At 64.8% G+C, this 16,655-nt stretch carries 18 protein-coding genes; 5 read left to right on the forward strand and 13 right to left on the reverse strand.

Annotated elements, in window-relative coordinates:
- Positions 1–89: 89 nt before the first annotated feature.
- The 10 genes from PDMSB3_RS19440 to flgB form a co-directional block, all read right to left on the reverse strand.
- A complete protein-coding gene (locus tag PDMSB3_RS19440) occupies positions 90–863 on the reverse strand; it encodes a flagellar brake protein (RefSeq protein ID WP_007179945.1) in 774 nt (257 codons plus the stop codon).
- Positions 864–1,197: 334 nt separating this feature from the next.
- Positions 1,198–2,199, reverse strand: coding sequence for a flagellar assembly peptidoglycan hydrolase FlgJ (gene flgJ / locus PDMSB3_RS19445; RefSeq protein ID WP_165187201.1), 1,002 nt, complete (start codon positions 2,197–2,199; stop codon positions 1,198–1,200).
- A gap of 12 nt (positions 2,200–2,211) precedes the next feature.
- Positions 2,212–3,366: a flagellar basal body P-ring protein FlgI gene (locus PDMSB3_RS19450; protein ID WP_085954216.1), complete on the reverse strand. Its 1,155-nt coding sequence runs from the start codon at positions 3,364–3,366 to the stop codon at positions 2,212–2,214.
- Between the two features lie 44 nt (positions 3,367–3,410).
- Positions 3,411–4,109 (reverse strand): flagellar basal body L-ring protein FlgH, encoded by a 699-nt coding sequence (gene flgH, locus PDMSB3_RS19455; RefSeq protein ID WP_007179948.1) that lies wholly within the window; start codon positions 4,107–4,109, stop codon positions 3,411–3,413.
- Positions 4,110–4,227: 118 nt separating this feature from the next.
- On the reverse strand, positions 4,228–5,016 hold the full coding sequence (flgG, locus tag PDMSB3_RS19460) for a flagellar basal-body rod protein FlgG (RefSeq protein ID WP_007179949.1): 789 nt from the start codon (positions 5,014–5,016) through the stop codon (positions 4,228–4,230).
- Between the two features lie 29 nt (positions 5,017–5,045).
- Positions 5,046–5,804: a flagellar basal-body rod protein FlgF gene (gene flgF / locus PDMSB3_RS19465; protein ID WP_007179950.1), complete on the reverse strand. Its 759-nt coding sequence runs from the start codon at positions 5,802–5,804 to the stop codon at positions 5,046–5,048.
- A gap of 19 nt (positions 5,805–5,823) precedes the next feature.
- On the reverse strand, positions 5,824–7,335 hold the full coding sequence (locus tag PDMSB3_RS19470; protein WP_007179951.1) for a flagellar hook protein FlgE: 1,512 nt from the start codon (positions 7,333–7,335) through the stop codon (positions 5,824–5,826).
- Between the two features lie 43 nt (positions 7,336–7,378).
- A complete protein-coding gene (locus tag PDMSB3_RS19475) occupies positions 7,379–8,101 on the reverse strand; it encodes a flagellar hook assembly protein FlgD (protein ID WP_007179952.1) in 723 nt (240 codons plus the stop codon).
- Positions 8,102–8,111: 10 nt separating this feature from the next.
- Positions 8,112–8,537, reverse strand: a complete 426-nt coding sequence (flgC, locus tag PDMSB3_RS19480; protein WP_007179953.1) for a flagellar basal body rod protein FlgC — start codon at positions 8,535–8,537, stop codon at positions 8,112–8,114.
- A 148-nt stretch (positions 8,538–8,685) separates the two neighbouring features.
- Positions 8,686–9,180, reverse strand: coding sequence for a flagellar basal body rod protein FlgB (gene flgB, locus PDMSB3_RS19485; RefSeq protein ID WP_165187203.1), 495 nt, complete (start codon positions 9,178–9,180; stop codon positions 8,686–8,688).
- Between the two features lie 217 nt (positions 9,181–9,397).
- On the opposite strand from flgB, the gene flgA reads away from it, so the two are divergent.
- From flgA to PDMSB3_RS19510, 5 genes are all read left to right on the forward strand, one after another.
- On the forward strand, positions 9,398–10,912 hold the full coding sequence (gene flgA, locus PDMSB3_RS19490) for a flagellar basal body P-ring formation chaperone FlgA (protein ID WP_165187205.1): 1,515 nt from the start codon (positions 9,398–9,400) through the stop codon (positions 10,910–10,912).
- A 210-nt stretch (positions 10,913–11,122) separates the two neighbouring features.
- The gene (gene flgM / locus PDMSB3_RS19495) at positions 11,123–11,476 is read left to right on the forward strand and encodes a flagellar biosynthesis anti-sigma factor FlgM (RefSeq protein ID WP_007179956.1); all 354 of its coding nucleotides are present in this window, start codon (positions 11,123–11,125) and stop codon (positions 11,474–11,476) included.
- A 94-nt stretch (positions 11,477–11,570) separates the two neighbouring features.
- Complete coding sequence (locus PDMSB3_RS19500) at positions 11,571–12,017, forward strand: flagella synthesis protein FlgN (protein WP_007179957.1); 447 nt, start codon at positions 11,571–11,573, stop codon at positions 12,015–12,017.
- Positions 12,018–12,319: 302 nt separating this feature from the next.
- Entirely contained in the window at positions 12,320–12,502 is a 183-nt protein-coding gene (locus PDMSB3_RS19505; RefSeq protein ID WP_007179958.1) for a type II toxin-antitoxin system HicA family toxin, read from the forward strand.
- Complete coding sequence (locus tag PDMSB3_RS19510; protein ID WP_007179959.1) at positions 12,499–12,909, forward strand: type II toxin-antitoxin system HicB family antitoxin; 411 nt, start codon at positions 12,499–12,501, stop codon at positions 12,907–12,909. The genes PDMSB3_RS19505 and PDMSB3_RS19510 overlap by 4 nt, the downstream gene beginning before the upstream one ends.
- Before the next feature lie 68 nt (positions 12,910–12,977).
- Here the strand turns inward: PDMSB3_RS19510 and PDMSB3_RS19515 are convergent, their stop codons facing one another.
- From PDMSB3_RS19515 to flhF, 3 genes are read right to left on the reverse strand one after another with little or no spacing between them, the layout of a single operon-like run.
- Positions 12,978–13,712 carry an RNA polymerase sigma factor FliA gene (locus tag PDMSB3_RS19515; RefSeq protein ID WP_007179960.1) on the reverse strand — a complete coding sequence of 245 codons (735 nt, stop codon included), beginning with the start codon at positions 13,710–13,712 and terminating at the stop codon, positions 12,978–12,980.
- 28 nt (positions 13,713–13,740) lie between these two features.
- On the reverse strand, positions 13,741–14,610 hold the full coding sequence (locus tag PDMSB3_RS19520) for a nucleotide-binding protein (protein WP_007179961.1): 870 nt from the start codon (positions 14,608–14,610) through the stop codon (positions 13,741–13,743).
- Positions 14,603–16,555 (reverse strand): flagellar biosynthesis protein FlhF, encoded by a 1,953-nt coding sequence (flhF, locus tag PDMSB3_RS19525; RefSeq protein WP_007179962.1) that lies wholly within the window; start codon positions 16,553–16,555, stop codon positions 14,603–14,605. The genes PDMSB3_RS19520 and flhF overlap by 8 nt, the downstream gene beginning before the upstream one ends.
- Positions 16,556–16,655 lie beyond the last annotated feature (100 nt).

Here is a 16,655-nt window from a genome sequence, read left to right on the forward strand (position 1 = left end):
AACGGGGTGCTCGAGCACCTGGTGACGGACCGGCCAGGCAAACGTTGCGCGAACAGGCCCGCTCACGCAGCGCCGATCCTGCATTGCAGTCAGCGCACCAGCGAACGGCGCTTCATTTCGAGCTGCGTGATCAGACGTTGCAGCGTGTTTTCCGCACTGCCCGGCAGCGTCAGAAAGCGAAAGCCGAGTTGATAACGCTGCGTGCCGTTGGGCAGCGCGGTGGAGCGATGCGACACGAGCTGCAGATCGAGCGAAAGCCGGCCGAGCGCGCCGAGCGCCAGTTCGCAATCCATCAGGCGCGTGCCCATCGGCAATTCGGCCACGCGTTCGTCGGTGGTGCGCATGCCGACGCCGCCAAGCGAGAGGTCGTGAACCTCGAAGCGGAATTTGTCGCCTTCGGGCAGAAGGCCGGTGCACATGTACGGGTCGAGAATCGGCGCATCGACGCGGAAATACTCGCGGCGCTGCACGTAAAACAGCACCTCGGGGAAGTCGGCCTCGAACGCGGGCAGTCCTTCGAAACGGGTTTCGCGCGGCGTGTTGGTGGCGAATTCCACGCGCACGCCGTCCGGCTGCGCGTGGAACTGACTGCGCGGCGCACCAAGCAGGCCTTTGTTCTGATCGGACAGTGCGCCCCAATCGAACGTGAAGGTGCGCCCGCGCACGTCGACGTCGAGCAGACGGGTCACGAGTTGTCCGCCCGGGTACTGAACGGTTAGGAAATCGCCGCGATTGACGAGATTGCGCAACTGAACGCCGATCTCCAGCGGGTTGCGACGGCCAAAATCATTGGCGCTTTCGTCGGTCGGTTCGTGCGGCTGACCGTGCGTGTCGGTCTGGCCGTTCGACTGGTTAGTATCCATGGGCTTGCCGGTATGCTTGTTCTTGCGGGCGCGTGCCAAGGCTCCTGCCGGGGCTTTCGCGCGGTCTTCATCGAAGCCGCAGCACGCGCGTCAAACCGGACATTACAACGCTTTCCGGTCTTGGGTGTAACTGATTAGCGGCAGCGTCCGGACAAAATTTAGGGCGTGCGATGAATTATTTACGCAAACGGTGAAAACCGCATTATGCCTCTCGCGGGTAGGCCGGCCGCCCACGGCGACCGGCCCCGTCCGTCTTTTCATGCACCTGGCCCCGTCGCGTGCATGGCTTTGATCCGATGGAATGCCCGGATAGTTCGAACTGCGTGACGGCCGTTCAGCCCATTTTCTGCATGATGGACATCAGTTTTTTCGCGTAATGCGGATCCGTGGCGTAACCGGCGCGCTGCATGCCGTTGGCGAAACCGCTCACGTCATGTGCCGAATTGATCACTTGCGCGTAACGCGGATTGCCCTTGAGCAGGCTCGCGTAGTCGGTCATGGCTTCCTGATACGAGTCGTACGCACGGAATTTTTCGACGGTGCGCTGCGGCTTGCCGTTCACATATTCAGTCGTGACCGTCGACACGGTCTTGCCGGTCCAGTCCTTGGTCGCCTTGATGCCGAACACATTGTGGCTGGTCGAACCGTCCGCCTTCCTGATCTCGCTCTTGCCCCAGCCCGATTCGAGCGCAGCCTGACCGATGATGAAACGCGCCGGAATACCGGTCGCCGCGCTGGCGGCCTGGGCAGGCCCGGCGAGCTTATCGACGAAAGCGTCGACCTTCGGCGAACTGCCGTCGCCCTTGAGCGGCGGAGTGAGCGCGCTGTTGGCCGAATAGCCTTTGCCCATTGCCAGCTGCCCGTTGGACTGGGCATTGCCGTATGCTTTGGCGAGCGCGTTCAGCGCGGCGGTCTGGCCTTCGTCGCCGCCGCTGCTGCCGCCGCCCAACGCGTTGGCCATGCCGGCGAGACCCCCTGCACCTGCCGCACCGCCTCCCACCTGCATGCCCTGGTTGCGCATCAGTTGCTTGAGCATCGCGTCAGCCACGCCAATACCCTTTTGCGAAAGCTGCTGCGATAACTGCTGATCCATCATCGACGTGAAGGTGGCGCTGTCGTGCGAATCGAACGGACCGTCTTGCGGGGTCGCGTCGCGCATGCTCTTCAGCATCATCTGCGTGAACACCGCGTCGAACTGTTGCGCGGCCATCTTCATGCCGGCTTGCGGGGATGCCTTGGCCTGCGCGCTCAGCTTCGCGAAGCCCTGCACGTCGAGCGCGAAGCGCTGGGTCAGGTCGTTCGCCGAAGCGGCGGAATTGGTCGTATCCGAATTCATCCTGTGTCTTCCTTAGATGATTTCCAGGTCGGCGCGCAAAGCGCCCGCCGCTTTCATCGCCTGCAGGATCGACATCAGATCCGCGGGCGTCGCACCCAATGCATTGAGCGCCTTCACCACCTCGGCGAGATTGGCGCCGGCGGTCACCAGCTTCAGTGCGCCGTTGTCCTGCTTCATCTGGATCTGCGACTGCTTGGCCACCACCGTCTGGCCGTTGGAGAACGCACCCGGCTGGCTCACCACCGGCTGCGTATTGATCACGACCGAGAGGTTGCCGTGCGCCACCGCGCAGTTCTGCAGCGTGACCATCTGATTCATCACGATCGAGCCGGTGCGCGCGTTCAGGATCACCTTCGCGGCGGCTTGCGCCGGCTTGACGTCGAGGTTCTGCAATTGCGCCATGAAGGCGACCTGCTGTTCCGGATCGCTCGGCGCGTGCAGCTGGATCGTGCGGCCGTCGAGCGCGGTCGCCGTACCGCTGCCGAACGCATTGTTCACGGCGGCCACCACGCGCTGCGTGGTGTCGTAGTCCATGTCGTTCAGGTCGAGCTGCATCGTGCCGGCTTGCGACACCGAAGTCGGCACCGCGCGCTCGACGATCGCGCCGCCGGCAATGCGCCCAGCGGCCAGCGTGTTCACCTGCACCTTGCTGCCGTTCGCGCTGGCGCCCGCGCCGCCGACGGCGAGATTGCCCTGGCCGAGCGCATACACCTGGCCGTCGGCGCCCTTCAGCGGCGTGAGCAGCAGCGTGCCGCCGCGCAAGCTCTTGGCATTGCCGAGCGAGGACACCGTCACGTCGATCGCTTCGCCGGGACGTGCAAACGGCGGCAACACCGCCGTCACCATCACCGCCGCGACGTTCTTCAACTGGATGTTCGACAGCGACGACTGCTGGTTGGTCGAGCCCGCCGCCTGATTGTTGATCGAGATGCCGAGGTTCGCCAGCATGTTGGCGAGTGTCTGCGTGGTGAACGGCGTCTGCGTGGTCTGGTCGCCCGTGCCGTCGAGTCCGACGACGAGGCCGTAGCCGATCAGCGGATTGTCGCGCACGCCCTGAATCTGCACGAGATCCTTCAGACGCTCGGCGTGCGCCGGCGTCGCCACCGGCAACGCCGCGCAAGCGAGCGCGAGCAGCGCCGCGGCACGGCCGAGCTGAACGAATCGCATAAAGCGGTTAAGGCGGCCGGAGCGAAAGAAGACGGTACGCATGATCACCACGGCGACACGTTGAGGAAGAAGCGCTGCAACCAGCCCATGTTTTCGGCTTCGTTGAGATACCCCTTTGCGGAGTATTCGATCTTCGCGTCGGCCACCTGGGTCGAGTAGACGGCGTTCAGGTTGGAGATCGTGTTCGGATTCACCACGCCGGAAAAGCGCACGAATTCATCGCCCTGGTTGATCAGCATCTGCTTTTCGCCGCTCACCATCAGGTTGCCGTTCGGCAGCACGCCCGTCACCGTCACGGTGATCGTGCCGTTAAACGTATTCGACGCGTTCGCGCCGCCGGTGCCGCTGAACACATTGGCGCCCGTGGCGCTCAGATTGGTCTTGCCGAACAGGCCACCAAGGAAACCCGCCGTCGGCACGTTGAAGTTGGTGTTGCCCGAGCGGTTCGCGTTGGCGCCCGAGGACTTCGTTGCGTTGACGTTTTCCTGAATCACGATGGTCAGGATGTCGCCGACATTGCGCGGGCGCTGGTCTTCGAACAACGGCCGGCCTGCGTAACCGGGGTTGAAGATCGAGCCCGGCGACTGCGCTTGCGGCGGCATCGGCGGCAGCGCCGTCATCGGCTGCTGCGTGATCGGCTGCTTGGGCACGAGGCCGCAGCCACCTAGGGCCGCGAGCAGCGTGAGCTGCACGAGCGCCTGCGCGGTGCGCGAATGAACCGGATTGCGAGTGAAGTGCGACATCTTGATTACTGCCTTTCGAGAAAACGCCGGGCCGCCCCAGGTTTTCGCGCCCGCCCTCGGGGGGACGGGCGCGAAGCGGCAGGGTGGCGGGCGCTATTCATTTCCAGTCCCTTGAGCCTTAAACCTGCATCTGGCTCAGGGTCTGCAGCATCTGGTCGGAGGTCGTCACGGCCTTGCTGTTGATTTCGTAAGCGCGCTGCGTCTGGATCATGTTCACCAGTTCCTGCACCACGTTCACGTTCGATGCTTCCACGTACCCCTGATTCAGCGTGCCGGCACCGTTCAGGCCCGGCTGCGCGACGTTCGGCGCGCCCGACGAAGCGGTCTCCGCGAACAGGTTTTCACCCTTCGCGTCGAGGCCGGCCGGGTTGATGAAAGTCGCGACCTGCATGGAGCCGAGCTGCTGGCTGTTGGTCGAACCGGCAACGGTGATCGACACCACCCCGTCGCTGCCGATGGTGAGCGAGGTCGCGTTGTTCGGGATCGTGATGCCCGGAATCACCTGATAGCCGCTCGAGGTCACGAGCTGGCCTTGCGCGTTGGTCTGGAACGAGCCGTCGCGGGTATAGGCGGTCGTGCCGTCGGGCATCTGCACCTGGAAAAAGCCCTGGCCATTGATCGCGACGTCTTTCGAGTTGCCGGTCTGCTGCAGGTTGCCCTGCGTATACAGACGTTCGGTGGCGACCTGCTGCACCCCCGTGCCGAGCTGGATGCCGGACGGCAGTTCGGTGTTCTGCGTCGAATTCGCGCCCGGCTGGCGGATGGTCTGATACAGCAGATCCTCGAACACCGCGCGCGAGCCCTTGAAACCGTTGGTGCTGACGTTCGCGAGGTTGTTCGAGATCACGTCCATCTGCGCCTGCTGCGCATTCATGCCGGTTGCGGCGATGTAGAGTGAGCGATTCACTATTCTTCTCCAAGGCGCCTGAGCGCCCGTTAGCTAAAGCTGAGCAACTGGTTGGCGGACTGGTCGTTCTTGTCGGCGCTTTCCAGCAGCTTGGTCTGCATCTGGAACTGGCGTGCGTTGGTGATCATCGAGACCATCGCGCTCACCGGATTCACGTTGCTGCCCTCCAGCGACGCCGGCGCCAGCGTGACGGTCTGATCGGCATCGGCGGGGTTGCCGTCGCCGGTACGAAAGAGGCCATCGTCGCCGCGCGTCATGGTTTGCGGATCCGGATTCACCAGCTTCAGCTGATCCACCGTCACCACCGCGGTGGGCGGATCGCCCGGCGTCAGCGCGGACACTGTGCCGTCCTTGCCGATGGTGATCTCCGCGCCCGGCGGCACCGAGACCGGGCCGCCGTTGCCGAGCACCACCTGATTGGTGGCGTTCACCAACTGGCCGTTTTCGTCGATATGCAGATTGCCGGCGCGCGTGTAGGCCTCGCCGCCGTCGGTGGTTTGCACCGCCAGCCAGCCCGGCCCCTGAATCGCCACGTCGAGCGGATTGCCCGTCTGCTGGATCGGCCCCGGCGTGTAGTCCGCGCCCGGCGTCGACGACAGCACGAAGGTGCGGGTGGTGTTGTCGTTGATCGAACTGCCGTCGCCGAACGACATCGGCACGGCACGGAAAGTCGCCAGTTGCGCGCGAAAACCGGTGGTCGATGCGTTGGCCAGGTTGTTCGCGACGATAGCCTGCTGTTCGAGCGCTTGCGTGCTGCCCGACATCGCGGTGTAGATCAGCCGATCCATGATGGGTGGTCCCGGTCGCTTACAGGTTGATCAGGGTCTGGTCGACCGTCTGCTGGGTCTTGATCGTCTGCGCATTCGCCTGATAGTTGCGCTGCGCGGTGATCAGGTCCACCAGTTCGCTCGTCAGATCGACGTTCGAGTTCTCCACCGCGCCGCCTTGCAGTACGCCGTGATTGGTCGAGCCCGGAGCCGAAATCTGCGCGACGCCGGATTGCGAGGTCTGCTGGAATTCGTTGTTGCCGAGGTTCACGAGACCGTTCTGGTTCGAGAAGTTCGCCAGCACGATCTGGCCGAGCGCCGCGGTTTGCTGGTTCGAATAGTTGCCGGTCAGCGTGCCGTCGGCGCCGATCGTGAAGCTCGTCAGCGTGCCGGCTGCGTAGCCGTCGGGCTGCAGCGAGTTCACGCCGTCCTTGCCGCCGTACTGCGTCGTGCCGGCGATGTTCAGCGTCAGATTCTGCGGCGTCGACGAACCGTCGGTGGTCGGGATCTGGAAGTTGTAGGCGAACGGCGTGGTGGTCGCGGTGCCGGCTGCGTCCGTCGTGCCGAGCAGCGTGCCCGACGAATTGAAGTTCGCGTGGCCGATCAGTTGCGCCGTGCCCGTCGAAGTGCCTGCATACACGTTCCATGTGCCGGCCGAGGTCTTGGCAAAGTACATGTTGACCGTCTGCGAGCCGCCGAGCGAGTCGTAGACCGTCGTGCTGGTCGAGTAGTTGTAGGTCGACGAGCTGTTCTGGTTGAATGCCACGGGCGTCGGCGCGATCGCGACGCTGTCGCCAGTAGCCGGCGTGCCGTTGAACGTGATGGTCTGGCCGTTCCCCAGCGAGATCGCCGTGCCCGCCGTGTACGTCGCGGCAGCGGACGTCGTGCCGAGCGTGGTGTCGGTGACCGTGTAGGTTGTCGGGGTCGTAAAGTTGACGGTGTAGCTGTCGTTGTTCGTGCCCGAAGCCGTGTTCGTGATGGTCGCGCCGGGCGTCGTGAGCGTGCTGCCCGTGACGAGCGTCGGCGTCACGGCCGGCGTGCCGAGCATCAGCGGATCCTGCGCATTCAGGTTCAGGCCGGCGACGATCTTGGTGGTCGCTTGCGGCGCGATGTTCGCGGTCGGCACGGTGAGCGGCACGGTTTGCGCGGTGTTGATGATGCCCGAACTGTTCGCGGCGTAGCCCATCAGTTGCAGGCCTTGCGCGTTGGTGATGAAGCCGTTCTTGTCGAGCTGGAACACGCCGTTGCGCGAGTACACCAGCGAGCCGTTGTTCGACAGCTGGAAGAAGCCATTGCCGTTGATCGCGACGTCGAGCGCCTGGTTGGTGCTCGTGATCGTGCCTTGCGAGAACTGCTGCTGCACGTCGGCGAGCTTCGTGCCGATGCCGATCTGGTTGCCCACCGCCGTCGCCACCGAATTGGCGTACATGTCGGCGAACTGCGCAGCGCCGCTCTTGAAGCCAACCGTGTTCGCGTTGGCAATGTTGTTGCCGATCACATCGAGATCGCTCGACGATGCCGACAAACCGCTCAAACCTTGTTGGTAACCCATGACGGTCTCCGTATCTGGAAAGTCGTGACTGACTGAATCTGAATCAGAGGATGGCGGCGACGCTGGTCAAACCGACCGTCGAGCCGTTCGACAACACGAGGCCCGGCGTGCCGTTGGCCTGCATGACGACGCTTTGCACCGTTGCGCCCGTAAGCGTGGTGGCCGTGGCCTGCTGGCCGTTGATCGTGCCGACCGCGCTGATCGTGTACGTGCCGTCGGGCAGCGCGTTGCCGGCCGAGTCGGTCGGCGTCCAGCCCACCGGAATCGTGCCCGCCGACTGCTTGCCGAGGTCGAGCGTGCTGACGATCTGGCCCGACGAGTTCTTCACCACCACCTGCAGGTCGCCCACCGAGTTGGCGAGCTGCACGCCGAACGCGCCGGCCTTGCCGCTCGCGACCGACACCGAACTGCCCGGCGCGAGCACGGTCGAGCCGATCAGCAGCGCGGCTTGCGACTGCTGGCCCGCCGACATCTGCGTGGCGAGCGAGGTGAGCGTCGTGTTCAACTGGCTGATGCCCGAGACCGTGTTGATCTGCGCCAGCTGCGAGGTCATCTGCGAGCTGTCCATCGGATTGGTCGGATCCTGGTTCTTCAACTGCGCGACGAGCAGTTGCAGGAAGGTGTTCTGCAGATCGGTCGCCGACGTGCCCGAGGTGCTGCCCGTCGAGCTCGTGGAGCTCGACGCACTGTTCGTGCCGTTCATCGTATCGAGCAGCGTTTGCGACACGTTCGTGCCATTGCTGCCGATGGTGGTGTTGGTGGTCAAGGAGCTCTCCTCAGGTTCCGATCGTGAGCGTTTTCAACATCAGGGTCTTGGCGGTGTTCAGGGTCTCGACGTTGGCCTGGTACGAGCGCGAGGCCGAAATCATGTTGACCATTTCCTGCACCGGATCGACGTTCGGCAACGTGACGTAGCCGTCCGCATTCGCGGCCGGATTGCCGGGGTCGTAGGCGGTCTTCATCGGCGTGGGGTCGTCGACCACGCCGGTGACCTGCACGCCGCCGACCTGCTGGCCGGAAGCCGTGCGCGCGCCGCCCAGCGGGCTGACCGCGAACACGACCTGCTTGGCCTTGTAAGGCTGGCCGTCCGGGCCGGTCGTGCTGTCCGCGTTGGCGAGATTCGACGCCGTCACGTTGAGCCGCTGCGACTGGGCGGACATCGCGGAGCCTGCGACACCAAAAATGTTCATTAAAGATGGCATATTTTCCTGACTTCTCCTGTGTCGGCCGGAGTTAGCGCTTCAGCGCTTACTCCGGTCCCATGCAACGCAGTTGCACGGGTTGAGCCGGCTTCACGTTAATCCCGTAGCGATTGTTCCTGCGTACTGCCGAGTCTGTCGCCGTGGCTTCTTACGAGCCCGACTGGATCGCCGACAGCATCGTTTTGATCTGGCTGGACAACACCGTCATGCCCGATTCGAAGTGCAGCGTGTTGTCCGCGAACTGCACCCGCTCGGTGTCGATGTCGACTGTGTTGCCGTCGAGCGCGGGTTGCGTCGGCACGCGGTATTGCAGATTGCCGTAGTCGTCGGACGTGCCGCCGGTCGGCGTCAGCGTCGACTTGCCGGCCATATGGCCCGGCGCGGTCGATACCATCGACATGCCGCTCGTCACGCCCGCGGGCTGCGTCATGGCCAGCGGCGAGTTGTTCGACGCAGCGGTTCCGGCGCTGCCGCCGGCCTTCTTCAGCGCACCGGCGAGCGACGAAGCGAAGTCGACGTCGCGCGCCTTGTACCCGGGGGTATCGGCATTGGCGATATTCGACGACAGCAGCTCCTGCCGGTAAGCGCGCACATCGAGCGCTTCACGGCCAAAGGCGAATTCGGCATCGAGTTTGTCCAGCATAAGAATCTCCGGAGAACGTTCCCGAGGCTTCCCATGCGCGCCTCGCATGAGGACTGCGCCAGGCGGGAAGACCTTTTTGCATGAGGTGCATCTTATGGGCCGAACGCAAGCGGCAATCGGACGAATAACCGGGAAAGGGGGCTTCTATTCAACGTTTGCGCAAAGGGGGCGCTCACTAGAATGCAAGGCGTACCGATGCATTCGATGGAGAAACACCATGGACCAGCCCACCTTCGAGCCGACGCACCGCGCAAACCGCGCGGCGGTGCATCGCGTGGGCGCGGGCGCTCATGCCGCACGGCGTGCTTCGCGCGCGGCCTCGCGTCTCCTGACCCGGCTCGTCGTGAGTCTGACGGTGTGGGTCGCCGGCGGCATCGTGCTGCTGCCGGCCAGCAGCCAGGCTCAGGAAGCCGGCGGCCCGATCGTGATTCCCGGTCCCGGCGAAAAAAATCCGGCCGCGCTCGCCGATCTGGCCGAGCACATGCAAGCCGCGCCCGCGAGGCGCACCGGCTCCGCCGCCACGCTGGCGGCCGCCACCGCGCAGTCGCTGACGCCGGGCCAGACGTCCCGCGACGCCGATTCGTTCACGCGTGCCGCCAATGCGAGCGGCTCGATCGTCATTCCGGGCGCGGGCGAACCGCCGGCCGCGCCGCAAATGATCCGCACCAACTTCAAACCCGACGCCAACGGCGTCGTGACGATTCCCGCGCCGGGCAGCGCCAGTCCGACGGACGGTGTCGCCAAAGTCAATGTCGTGCCGGGTTCGCGTCAGGTCGTGCCGGTCGTGGTCACGCCCGCGCCGCAACTCAGCGGCGCACGGCAAGTCACGGGCGTGCGGCCGGTGGCCGCCAACGCGCCGCTCGCGGCTGCGGCCGGGGCGTCCGCGGCGGCGGGCTTCGACAGCCTCGCTTCACGCGGTGAGCCGCCGCAATTTGGCGCGAACGGCAAGCCGGTCGCGCCCACGGTGGTTGCCGCTCCAGTTCCTTCTACGGCCGCTGCGCCCGCTCCGGCCACGATTGCCCGTGCGTCGGCCGCGCGGCCAGTCGCACCCGCAGTCGCGCAGCAGAATCTGCGTCCCGCGACCGTTGCGCAAGCCGCGCCGCTTCCCGGCCAGCAAGATCCCGAGGCGATCCGCAGCGCTGCACTCGCGTTCCTGCAGCAGCAATCCGCCGGCTTGCCCGGCAAGGTCGACATTACCGTGGCGGCGGCTTTTCCGCGCGGTCTCAGCGCTTGCACGACGCTCGAGCCGTTCATGCCGAGCGGCGCGCGCCTGTGGGGCCGCATGACCGTCGGCGTGCGCTGCGCGGGCGAGCGGCCGTGGACGATCTATCTGCAGGCGCGCGTTTCGCTGCGCGCCACCTACTATCTGGCCGCCCGCGCAATGGCGCCGGGCGAAGTGCTCACCGCCGCCGACCTCGTCGCACGCGACGGCGACCTGACCGGCTTGCCGCAGGCCATCGTCACGGACCCCTCGCAGGCGGTCGGCTCCGTCACGCTCACGCGTGTCGCCGGCGGCATGCCGCTGCGCCGCGACATGCTGAAAAGCGCGTCGGCGGTGTCGATCGGGCAGACGGTGCGGGTCGTGGCCGCGGGCGAAGGGTTCGCGATCTCGGCGGAAGGCAGCGCGATGAACAACGCGTCGCCGGGCCAGCAGGTGCGGGTCAAGACGGCCAATGGCCAGATCATTTCCGGCATCGTGAAAGACGGCTCGACCGTGGAGATCCAGCTGTGAACCGCCGCGGCGCGCGCGCCATGACGCGGATCCACCCGACCCGCCCGACACCGGCTCGGGCCGCCGCGAAAGGCGCAGCGAATGACACCACCGGCGGGCTCGCCAAGGGGCCGGATCGGCTTGAAAGACAAGGCAAAACCTGGAGCGATTGCGCTAAAGTTTTGATCACCGATTGCCGTTATCAGGATCAAATCGTTCAGGAAGCCCATCGTGAAAGTCGATTCCACAACCAATTCGAATCTGCCGACGTTGAAAGACGCCCTGTCCCGCTCGCAACAAAGCGACGCGACGACCGCGAACAGCAACGCGCAGAGTGCGGGCACAAGCTCGCCGACCACCACCACCGGTTCGGGCGACGCCAGCGTCAGCCTGTCGGGTCTGTCGCAGCATCTGCGCAGCCTCGCGGCGTCCGGCTCGGCCGACATCGACACGGCGCACGTCGAGTCGATCAAGCAGGCCATCAAGGACGGCTCGCTGAAAATCGACTCCGGCAAGATTGCCGACGGCGTGCTGAACACCGCGCGCGAACTGTTGCAAAGCAAAACCTCGTCGACCGGCAACTGATCGACGCATCGAATTACGGTGAAGTGCCGGGCGGCGTTCGACAAACCCGGCTCGCGAATCATGCGCGAGCCGCCGTGTTCAGCGAGTTGTTGAGATGAAAGACGCCCTGCTTGCCACCCTCGTCGAAGAATATTCGGCCGTCGAGGCATTTGCCTCGATTCTGACGCTCGAGACCAAGGCGCTGACCGCCTTGTCGCCGCTGGAACTGCTGCCGCCGATCGTCGAGAAGAAAACCGCCTTGATCGGCGAACTCGCCAGGCTCGAAGCCACGCGCGACGCATTACTTGCGGAGATGGGCTTTCCCGCTGGCTGGTCCGGCATGGAACTCGCGGCCAGCGCCGATGCGCGAGTCGCCGAGCAATGGTCATTGCTGCAGAAGGCCGCCGAACGCGCGCGGCGCTGCAATACCAGCAACGGTGAACTGATCCGCGTGCGGATGGACTACAACCAGCGGGCGCTGACGGCGCTGCAGGTGGCCGTGCCGCAGAAGGCCGGTTTTTATGGTCCGGATGGCCGGATTCCGGCGCGTCCCGCCGTGTAAAGACCGTCACTGGACCTGCGCCTGCACGGCCTGCTTCACATGGTGAATTGAAAGAGGGTTCGTCTTTTGACGAGCCCTTTTTTCTTTTCAGCCGCCCACTTCAAGCAAACCTCACTCCTTCTCCCACACGTTAGCCATCCGGCCAGGTGGCGCGGATTGGCCAGCCGCGTTGAAATCACAGCTTCCCCTTACTGAGTCGCTCCGTCGTCCCGAGCGTTTTCAAAACTCTCCGGACGTGCATCGGCGGAGTGCTATCCACTAGCGAGGTTGTGTAATCGTGTGTATGATTCGAGGAGTGCAGAATGAAAAGTGCCGAGGTTATGAAACTCATTCAAGCGGCTGGTTGGCGGCTGATCCGCATATCGGGCAGCCACCATCATTTCCGTCACGCGGCAAGAGCCGGTCTCGTGACCATCCCGCATCCGAACAAAGACCTTCCGCCCGGCACGTTGAACAGCATCTTGAAACAGGCGGGACTGAAATGAAAAACCTGACTTTTCCAATCGCGATTGAACCGGGCAATGCGGATCACGCGTTCGGCGTGATCGTGCCCGACATCCCGGGTTGTTACGCAGCAGGCGATACGCTGGAAGAAGCCTACGCGAACGCGAAAGAAGCCATTGAGGCGCACCTTGATCTGCTGCTCGACGAAGGCTTGCCGATCCCCGCGCGACTCTCGCTGGAGGAGCATCGGAGCAATCCCGACTACGCGGATTTCACATGGGGACTTGTCGCCACCCGGAATATTCCCGCCTTGAAGAAAGCGGTACGTATCAATATCTCGTTGCCCGAGGTGTTGGTTCAGGAAATCGACACTTACGCCCAGGCGCGCGGCATGTCGCGCTCGGCCTTTCTGGCGCTAGCCGCGGAACATGAAATGGCCGATGCGTGAAACGGACGGGTTCAGATCCGCCGTCGGAGCGTTGATTTGCTCCAGCGTTGAAACACTGCACCCGCGCTTCAGGTCGCCTCGGCGTTCGCCCAGGCCATCTCGCGCAAGCGCGTGCGCAAACGGGCCACGGCCTGGCTGTGCAACTGGCACACCCGCGACTCGCTGACTTCCATCACCGCGCCGATTTCGCGCAGGTTCATGCCGCGTTCGTAATACAGCGACATCAGCAGCTTTTCGCGCTCCGGCAGGCGATCGATCGCCTCCACCAGCGCCGAGCGCAGGCTGTCGTCGAGCAGCGCCGACAGCGGGTCCGAATGGTCGACACAGTAGCGGTCGAGGAACGGCTCGTCGTCCGCCGAACGGTCGAAGTCTTCGTAATAGATCAGCTGGCTGCCGTGCAGATCCTGCAGCATCGACTGATACTCGTCGAGCGGCATTTGCAGATGTTCGGCAATCTCCGTTTCGCTCGCCGAACGGCCCAGATTCTGCTCCACCTTGTGCACCGCCGTCTCCACTTCGCGCGAGGTGCGCCGCAAGCTGCGCGGCAACCAGTCGTTGCTGCGCAATTCGTCGAGCATCGCGCCGCGAATCCGCTGGCTCGCATAGGTCTCGAACTGCGCGCCCTGGTCTTCCTTGTAGCGGCTTGCCGCGTCCAGTAGTCCGATCATGCCGGCCTGGATCAGATCGTCGAGATCGACGCTCGCCGGCATCTTGGCAACGAGCTGCAAGCCGAGGCGACGCACGAGCGGTGCGTACTTCGTCAGAACGTCGGCTTGGGAAATCTTTCCCTGAGCGTTATACATCGTGCTCCCCTTGTCCTTGTGCCGCCCTTCAGGCGTGCTGCGCAGACGGTTGGTCGGCGTGTTGCGCCGCTGTAACTGTCGCAGGCGCCATCCACGGCGTTTGCGACGACATCGCTGGCCGCATCGGCCAGTACTGCAATTCGGCGGCGAGATGCCGGAAATCGCGCGCAGCCGGTGTCGACGGAAACGCATCGACGACACAACGCGACAACTCCAGGGCTCGCGCCATCCGCGCATCGGCGGCAACGCAACCGGCGTCTTCCAGCGCCACCGTCAGGTAGCGCCCGGCCACGCCGGCCAGGTTGGCAAAAGCGGTATGCGCGTCGTTTACGCTCTGCACGTAGTTCACCAGCACGCGGAACTGCGCGATCGCGTGCCCGTAATGCAGGCGCTTCATGCACGCGTACGCGTCGGTGATTGCCTGCGCGGCCATGCGCGTCACGATCATCACGTCGTGCGCCTGCTGCGCGAGTGCGGACAGGTGGCCTTGCGGATCGAGTTGCGCGTCGATCAGCACGACGTCGGCCGAACCACGCAACACCACGCCGAATTCCGCGGCAGTGTGACCTTCGCGGTTCAGACGCGAGGCGGCCAGCACCGAGATACCGAGCGGGTGCCGCGCGGCGGCGTCGTCGAGCGTCATCTCACCGCGCATCACGGCGGAGAAATTGCCCGCGCCGCGCACACCGCCGAGCATCGCGCTCACCGACTTTTCGCCGAGGCACTCGTCGATCACCAGCACGTCCTTGCCCTGCTGCGCCAGCGCCGCGGCAAGGTTCACCACCGTCGTCGTACAGCCGGCGCCGGCCGAGCCGCCCGTCACCGCAATCACGCGCGAGCCGCTGCGAGCCAACATCCGCCGCAGTCCTTCTGCCTGATCGGAGATGAGCTTATCCAAAGCGAACCTCGTGCAATTCGGCCGTGGAACGCGCGGACAACGCGGACAACAATCCCGGAATGTCGTCGTCGTGCGGCACGAACGGCGAGTTGTCGCGCGGTATGCAGAAGGTGCTCTTGATCAGGAATTTGCGGGTCGCGACGTACAGGTTCTCCGGCACCTTCTGACCGGTCGACACGTAATGCACCGGCAGCTTGTAGCGGATCACCGTATCGAGCACGCCGCCGAGATTGGTGGCTTCGTCGAGCTTGGTGAGAATGCAGCCGGCGAGCGGCTGCTGGTCCGGCGCGCGCTGATAGGCCTGCACGACTTCGTTGAGCGTGTCGCCGTGGCTCGTTGCGTTGAGCAGCAACAGGCGCTGCACCGGCTGACCGGCGTGGCACAGCATCGCGATCTGGTCGGAAACGAGGCGGTCGCGCTGGCTCATGCCGATCGTGTCGATCAGCACGATGTGCTTGTTGCGCAGTTCGGAGAGCGCGAGTTGCAGGTCGGCGCCGTCTTTCACCGCATGCACCGAGACGCCGAGAATCTTGCCGAAGATGCGCAGTTGTTCGTGGCCGCCGATGCGGTAGCTGTCGGTGGTGAGCAGCGCGACCTTGCTGGCGCCGAAGCGCATCACGCAGCGCGCGGCCAGCTTGGCGGTAGTCGTCGTCTTGCCGACGCCTGTCGGGCCCATCAGCGCGAATACGCCGCCGCGCTCCATCAGCGCGTCTTCGTCCTCCATCACCGGCAGATTCGATTCGAGTACCGAGCGGACCCAATCCATACCGCCTTCCATGCTCTCGACATCGTCGGGCAGGTTGTCGACCATCATCTGCACGAGCTGCGCGGAGAAGCCGGCGGCAAACAGATGCTTGGTGAGGGCGGCGCGCGCCGGGTTGCGGCGCTGACGCTCGCCCCACAGCAAGCCGGCGAAGTGTTCTTCCATCATCCCGCGCATCGACGACAGTTCGCTCATCACGGTGTCGTTGACGACCTGCTCCATGCGCGTCTTGATCGCTTCGGCGACCGAGGCGGGCGTGCGGGCGTCCTCGCTCGATGACGACTGCGGTGTGTTTTTCTGCGCGGCGCGGCGCGCGGCAGCTTGCGCGCCTTCGCGCGCCCAGTCGGGCGCGTCGACGGCTTGCGGCGCGGCGGCGTTGCCGGGTTCGACGGCGGCGCCGAGACCCCTGGCCATCGCGGCGGCCGGTGTCATCGCGGCGGGGCGCGCGCTGTATGCGCCTTGTTGCTGTTGCTCGGCGGCAATGCGGCGCGCGTGGTCGATCAGCCAGGGGTTCGATTCGGCCATCGTGCGCGGCGTCTGCGCGTCGGCAGCCGATGCTCCAGGTGCGGCCGGCACGCCGGCGGCTTTGAGGAGATCGGCGCGAATATCTTCGGTGAGACGCGAGGCTGCGGCACGGGCGCTCGGGCGATCGAGGCTGACCGGTTGCGACGGCGCCCCCGTGGCTGCCTTGACCGGTGTGCCGGGCAACGTGGCCTTCGGCGCGCTCGCGGCCGGCTTCATGACGGCAGCCGGTGCGTCGCTCGCGTCGTCGTCGGCGTGGCTGGAATGGGCGTTCGAATGGGTGCTGGTGTTGAAAGCGCCGTTGCCCGGATTCTCCGCACCGGCTTCCGGGCTTGCGCCGAACACCGACGAGAACACATCGGGCATGCCGCTCGCATACGGGTTCGTCTGCATCGGTGTTGCGGCCGGCAAAGCGCGCGGTGCCGCAAGCGCGGGCTGTCCGCCCGTGACATTCATCGGCCCAGCCTGCGCCGCACCGGCGCTTGCGCGCGGGATCTTCGGCGTGATGGCGGCGAGGTCGCTGTCGGCCAGCGCGACGATCTCGACGCTGCCGTCGTCCATCGTGCGATTGGAGAGCACGACGGCATCCGCGCCCAACGCTTCGCGCACGAGACGCAGCGCATCACGACTGGTAGCGCCGACAAATTTACGAATGTTCAAGCTGGACCCCCGATGAGGTAAACGGACTAACGGACCGGCAACACACCGCTTCCCATTGAGATCATTATTGCGAAACCCGTCGAGTCATGATCGATGGATA

The organism is Paraburkholderia dioscoreae (assembly GCF_902459535.1).
In the GTDB taxonomy this organism is placed as follows: Bacteria; Pseudomonadota; Gammaproteobacteria; order Burkholderiales; family Burkholderiaceae; genus Paraburkholderia; species Paraburkholderia dioscoreae.

Bases quoted from the DNA above. Each gene is read 5' to 3' on its own strand.
- flgF (WP_007179950.1), bottom strand. From the start codon at position 5,804: ATGGATCGGCTGATCTACACCGCGATGTCGGGCAGCACGCAAGCGCTC.
- flgC (WP_007179953.1), bottom strand. From the start codon at position 8,537: ATGCCATCTTTAATGAACATTTTTGGTGTCGCAGGCTCCGCGATGTCC.
- PDMSB3_RS19450 (WP_085954216.1), bottom strand. From the start codon at position 3,366: ATGCGATTCGTTCAGCTCGGCCGTGCCGCGGCGCTGCTCGCGCTCGCT.
- PDMSB3_RS19500 (WP_007179957.1), top strand. From the start codon at position 11,571: ATGAAAGACGCCCTGCTTGCCACCCTCGTCGAAGAATATTCGGCCGTC.
- flgB (WP_165187203.1), bottom strand. From the start codon at position 9,180: ATGCTGGACAAACTCGATGCCGAATTCGCCTTTGGCCGTGAAGCGCTC.
- PDMSB3_RS19470 (WP_007179951.1), bottom strand. From the start codon at position 7,335: ATGGGTTACCAACAAGGTTTGAGCGGTTTGTCGGCATCGTCGAGCGAT.
- flgH (WP_007179948.1), bottom strand. From the start codon at position 4,109: ATGTCGCACTTCACTCGCAATCCGGTTCATTCGCGCACCGCGCAGGCG.
- PDMSB3_RS19510 (WP_007179959.1), top strand. From the start codon at position 12,499: ATGAAAAACCTGACTTTTCCAATCGCGATTGAACCGGGCAATGCGGAT.
- PDMSB3_RS19505 (WP_007179958.1), top strand. From the start codon at position 12,320: ATGAAAAGTGCCGAGGTTATGAAACTCATTCAAGCGGCTGGTTGGCGG.
- PDMSB3_RS19515 (WP_007179960.1), bottom strand. From the start codon at position 13,712: ATGTATAACGCTCAGGGAAAGATTTCCCAAGCCGACGTTCTGACGAAG.
- flgJ (WP_165187201.1), bottom strand. From the start codon at position 2,199: ATGAATTCGGATACGACCAATTCCGCCGCTTCGGCGAACGACCTGACC.
- flgA (WP_165187205.1), top strand. From the start codon at position 9,398: ATGGACCAGCCCACCTTCGAGCCGACGCACCGCGCAAACCGCGCGGCG.
- PDMSB3_RS19440 (WP_007179945.1), bottom strand. From the start codon at position 863: ATGGATACTAACCAGTCGAACGGCCAGACCGACACGCACGGTCAGCCG.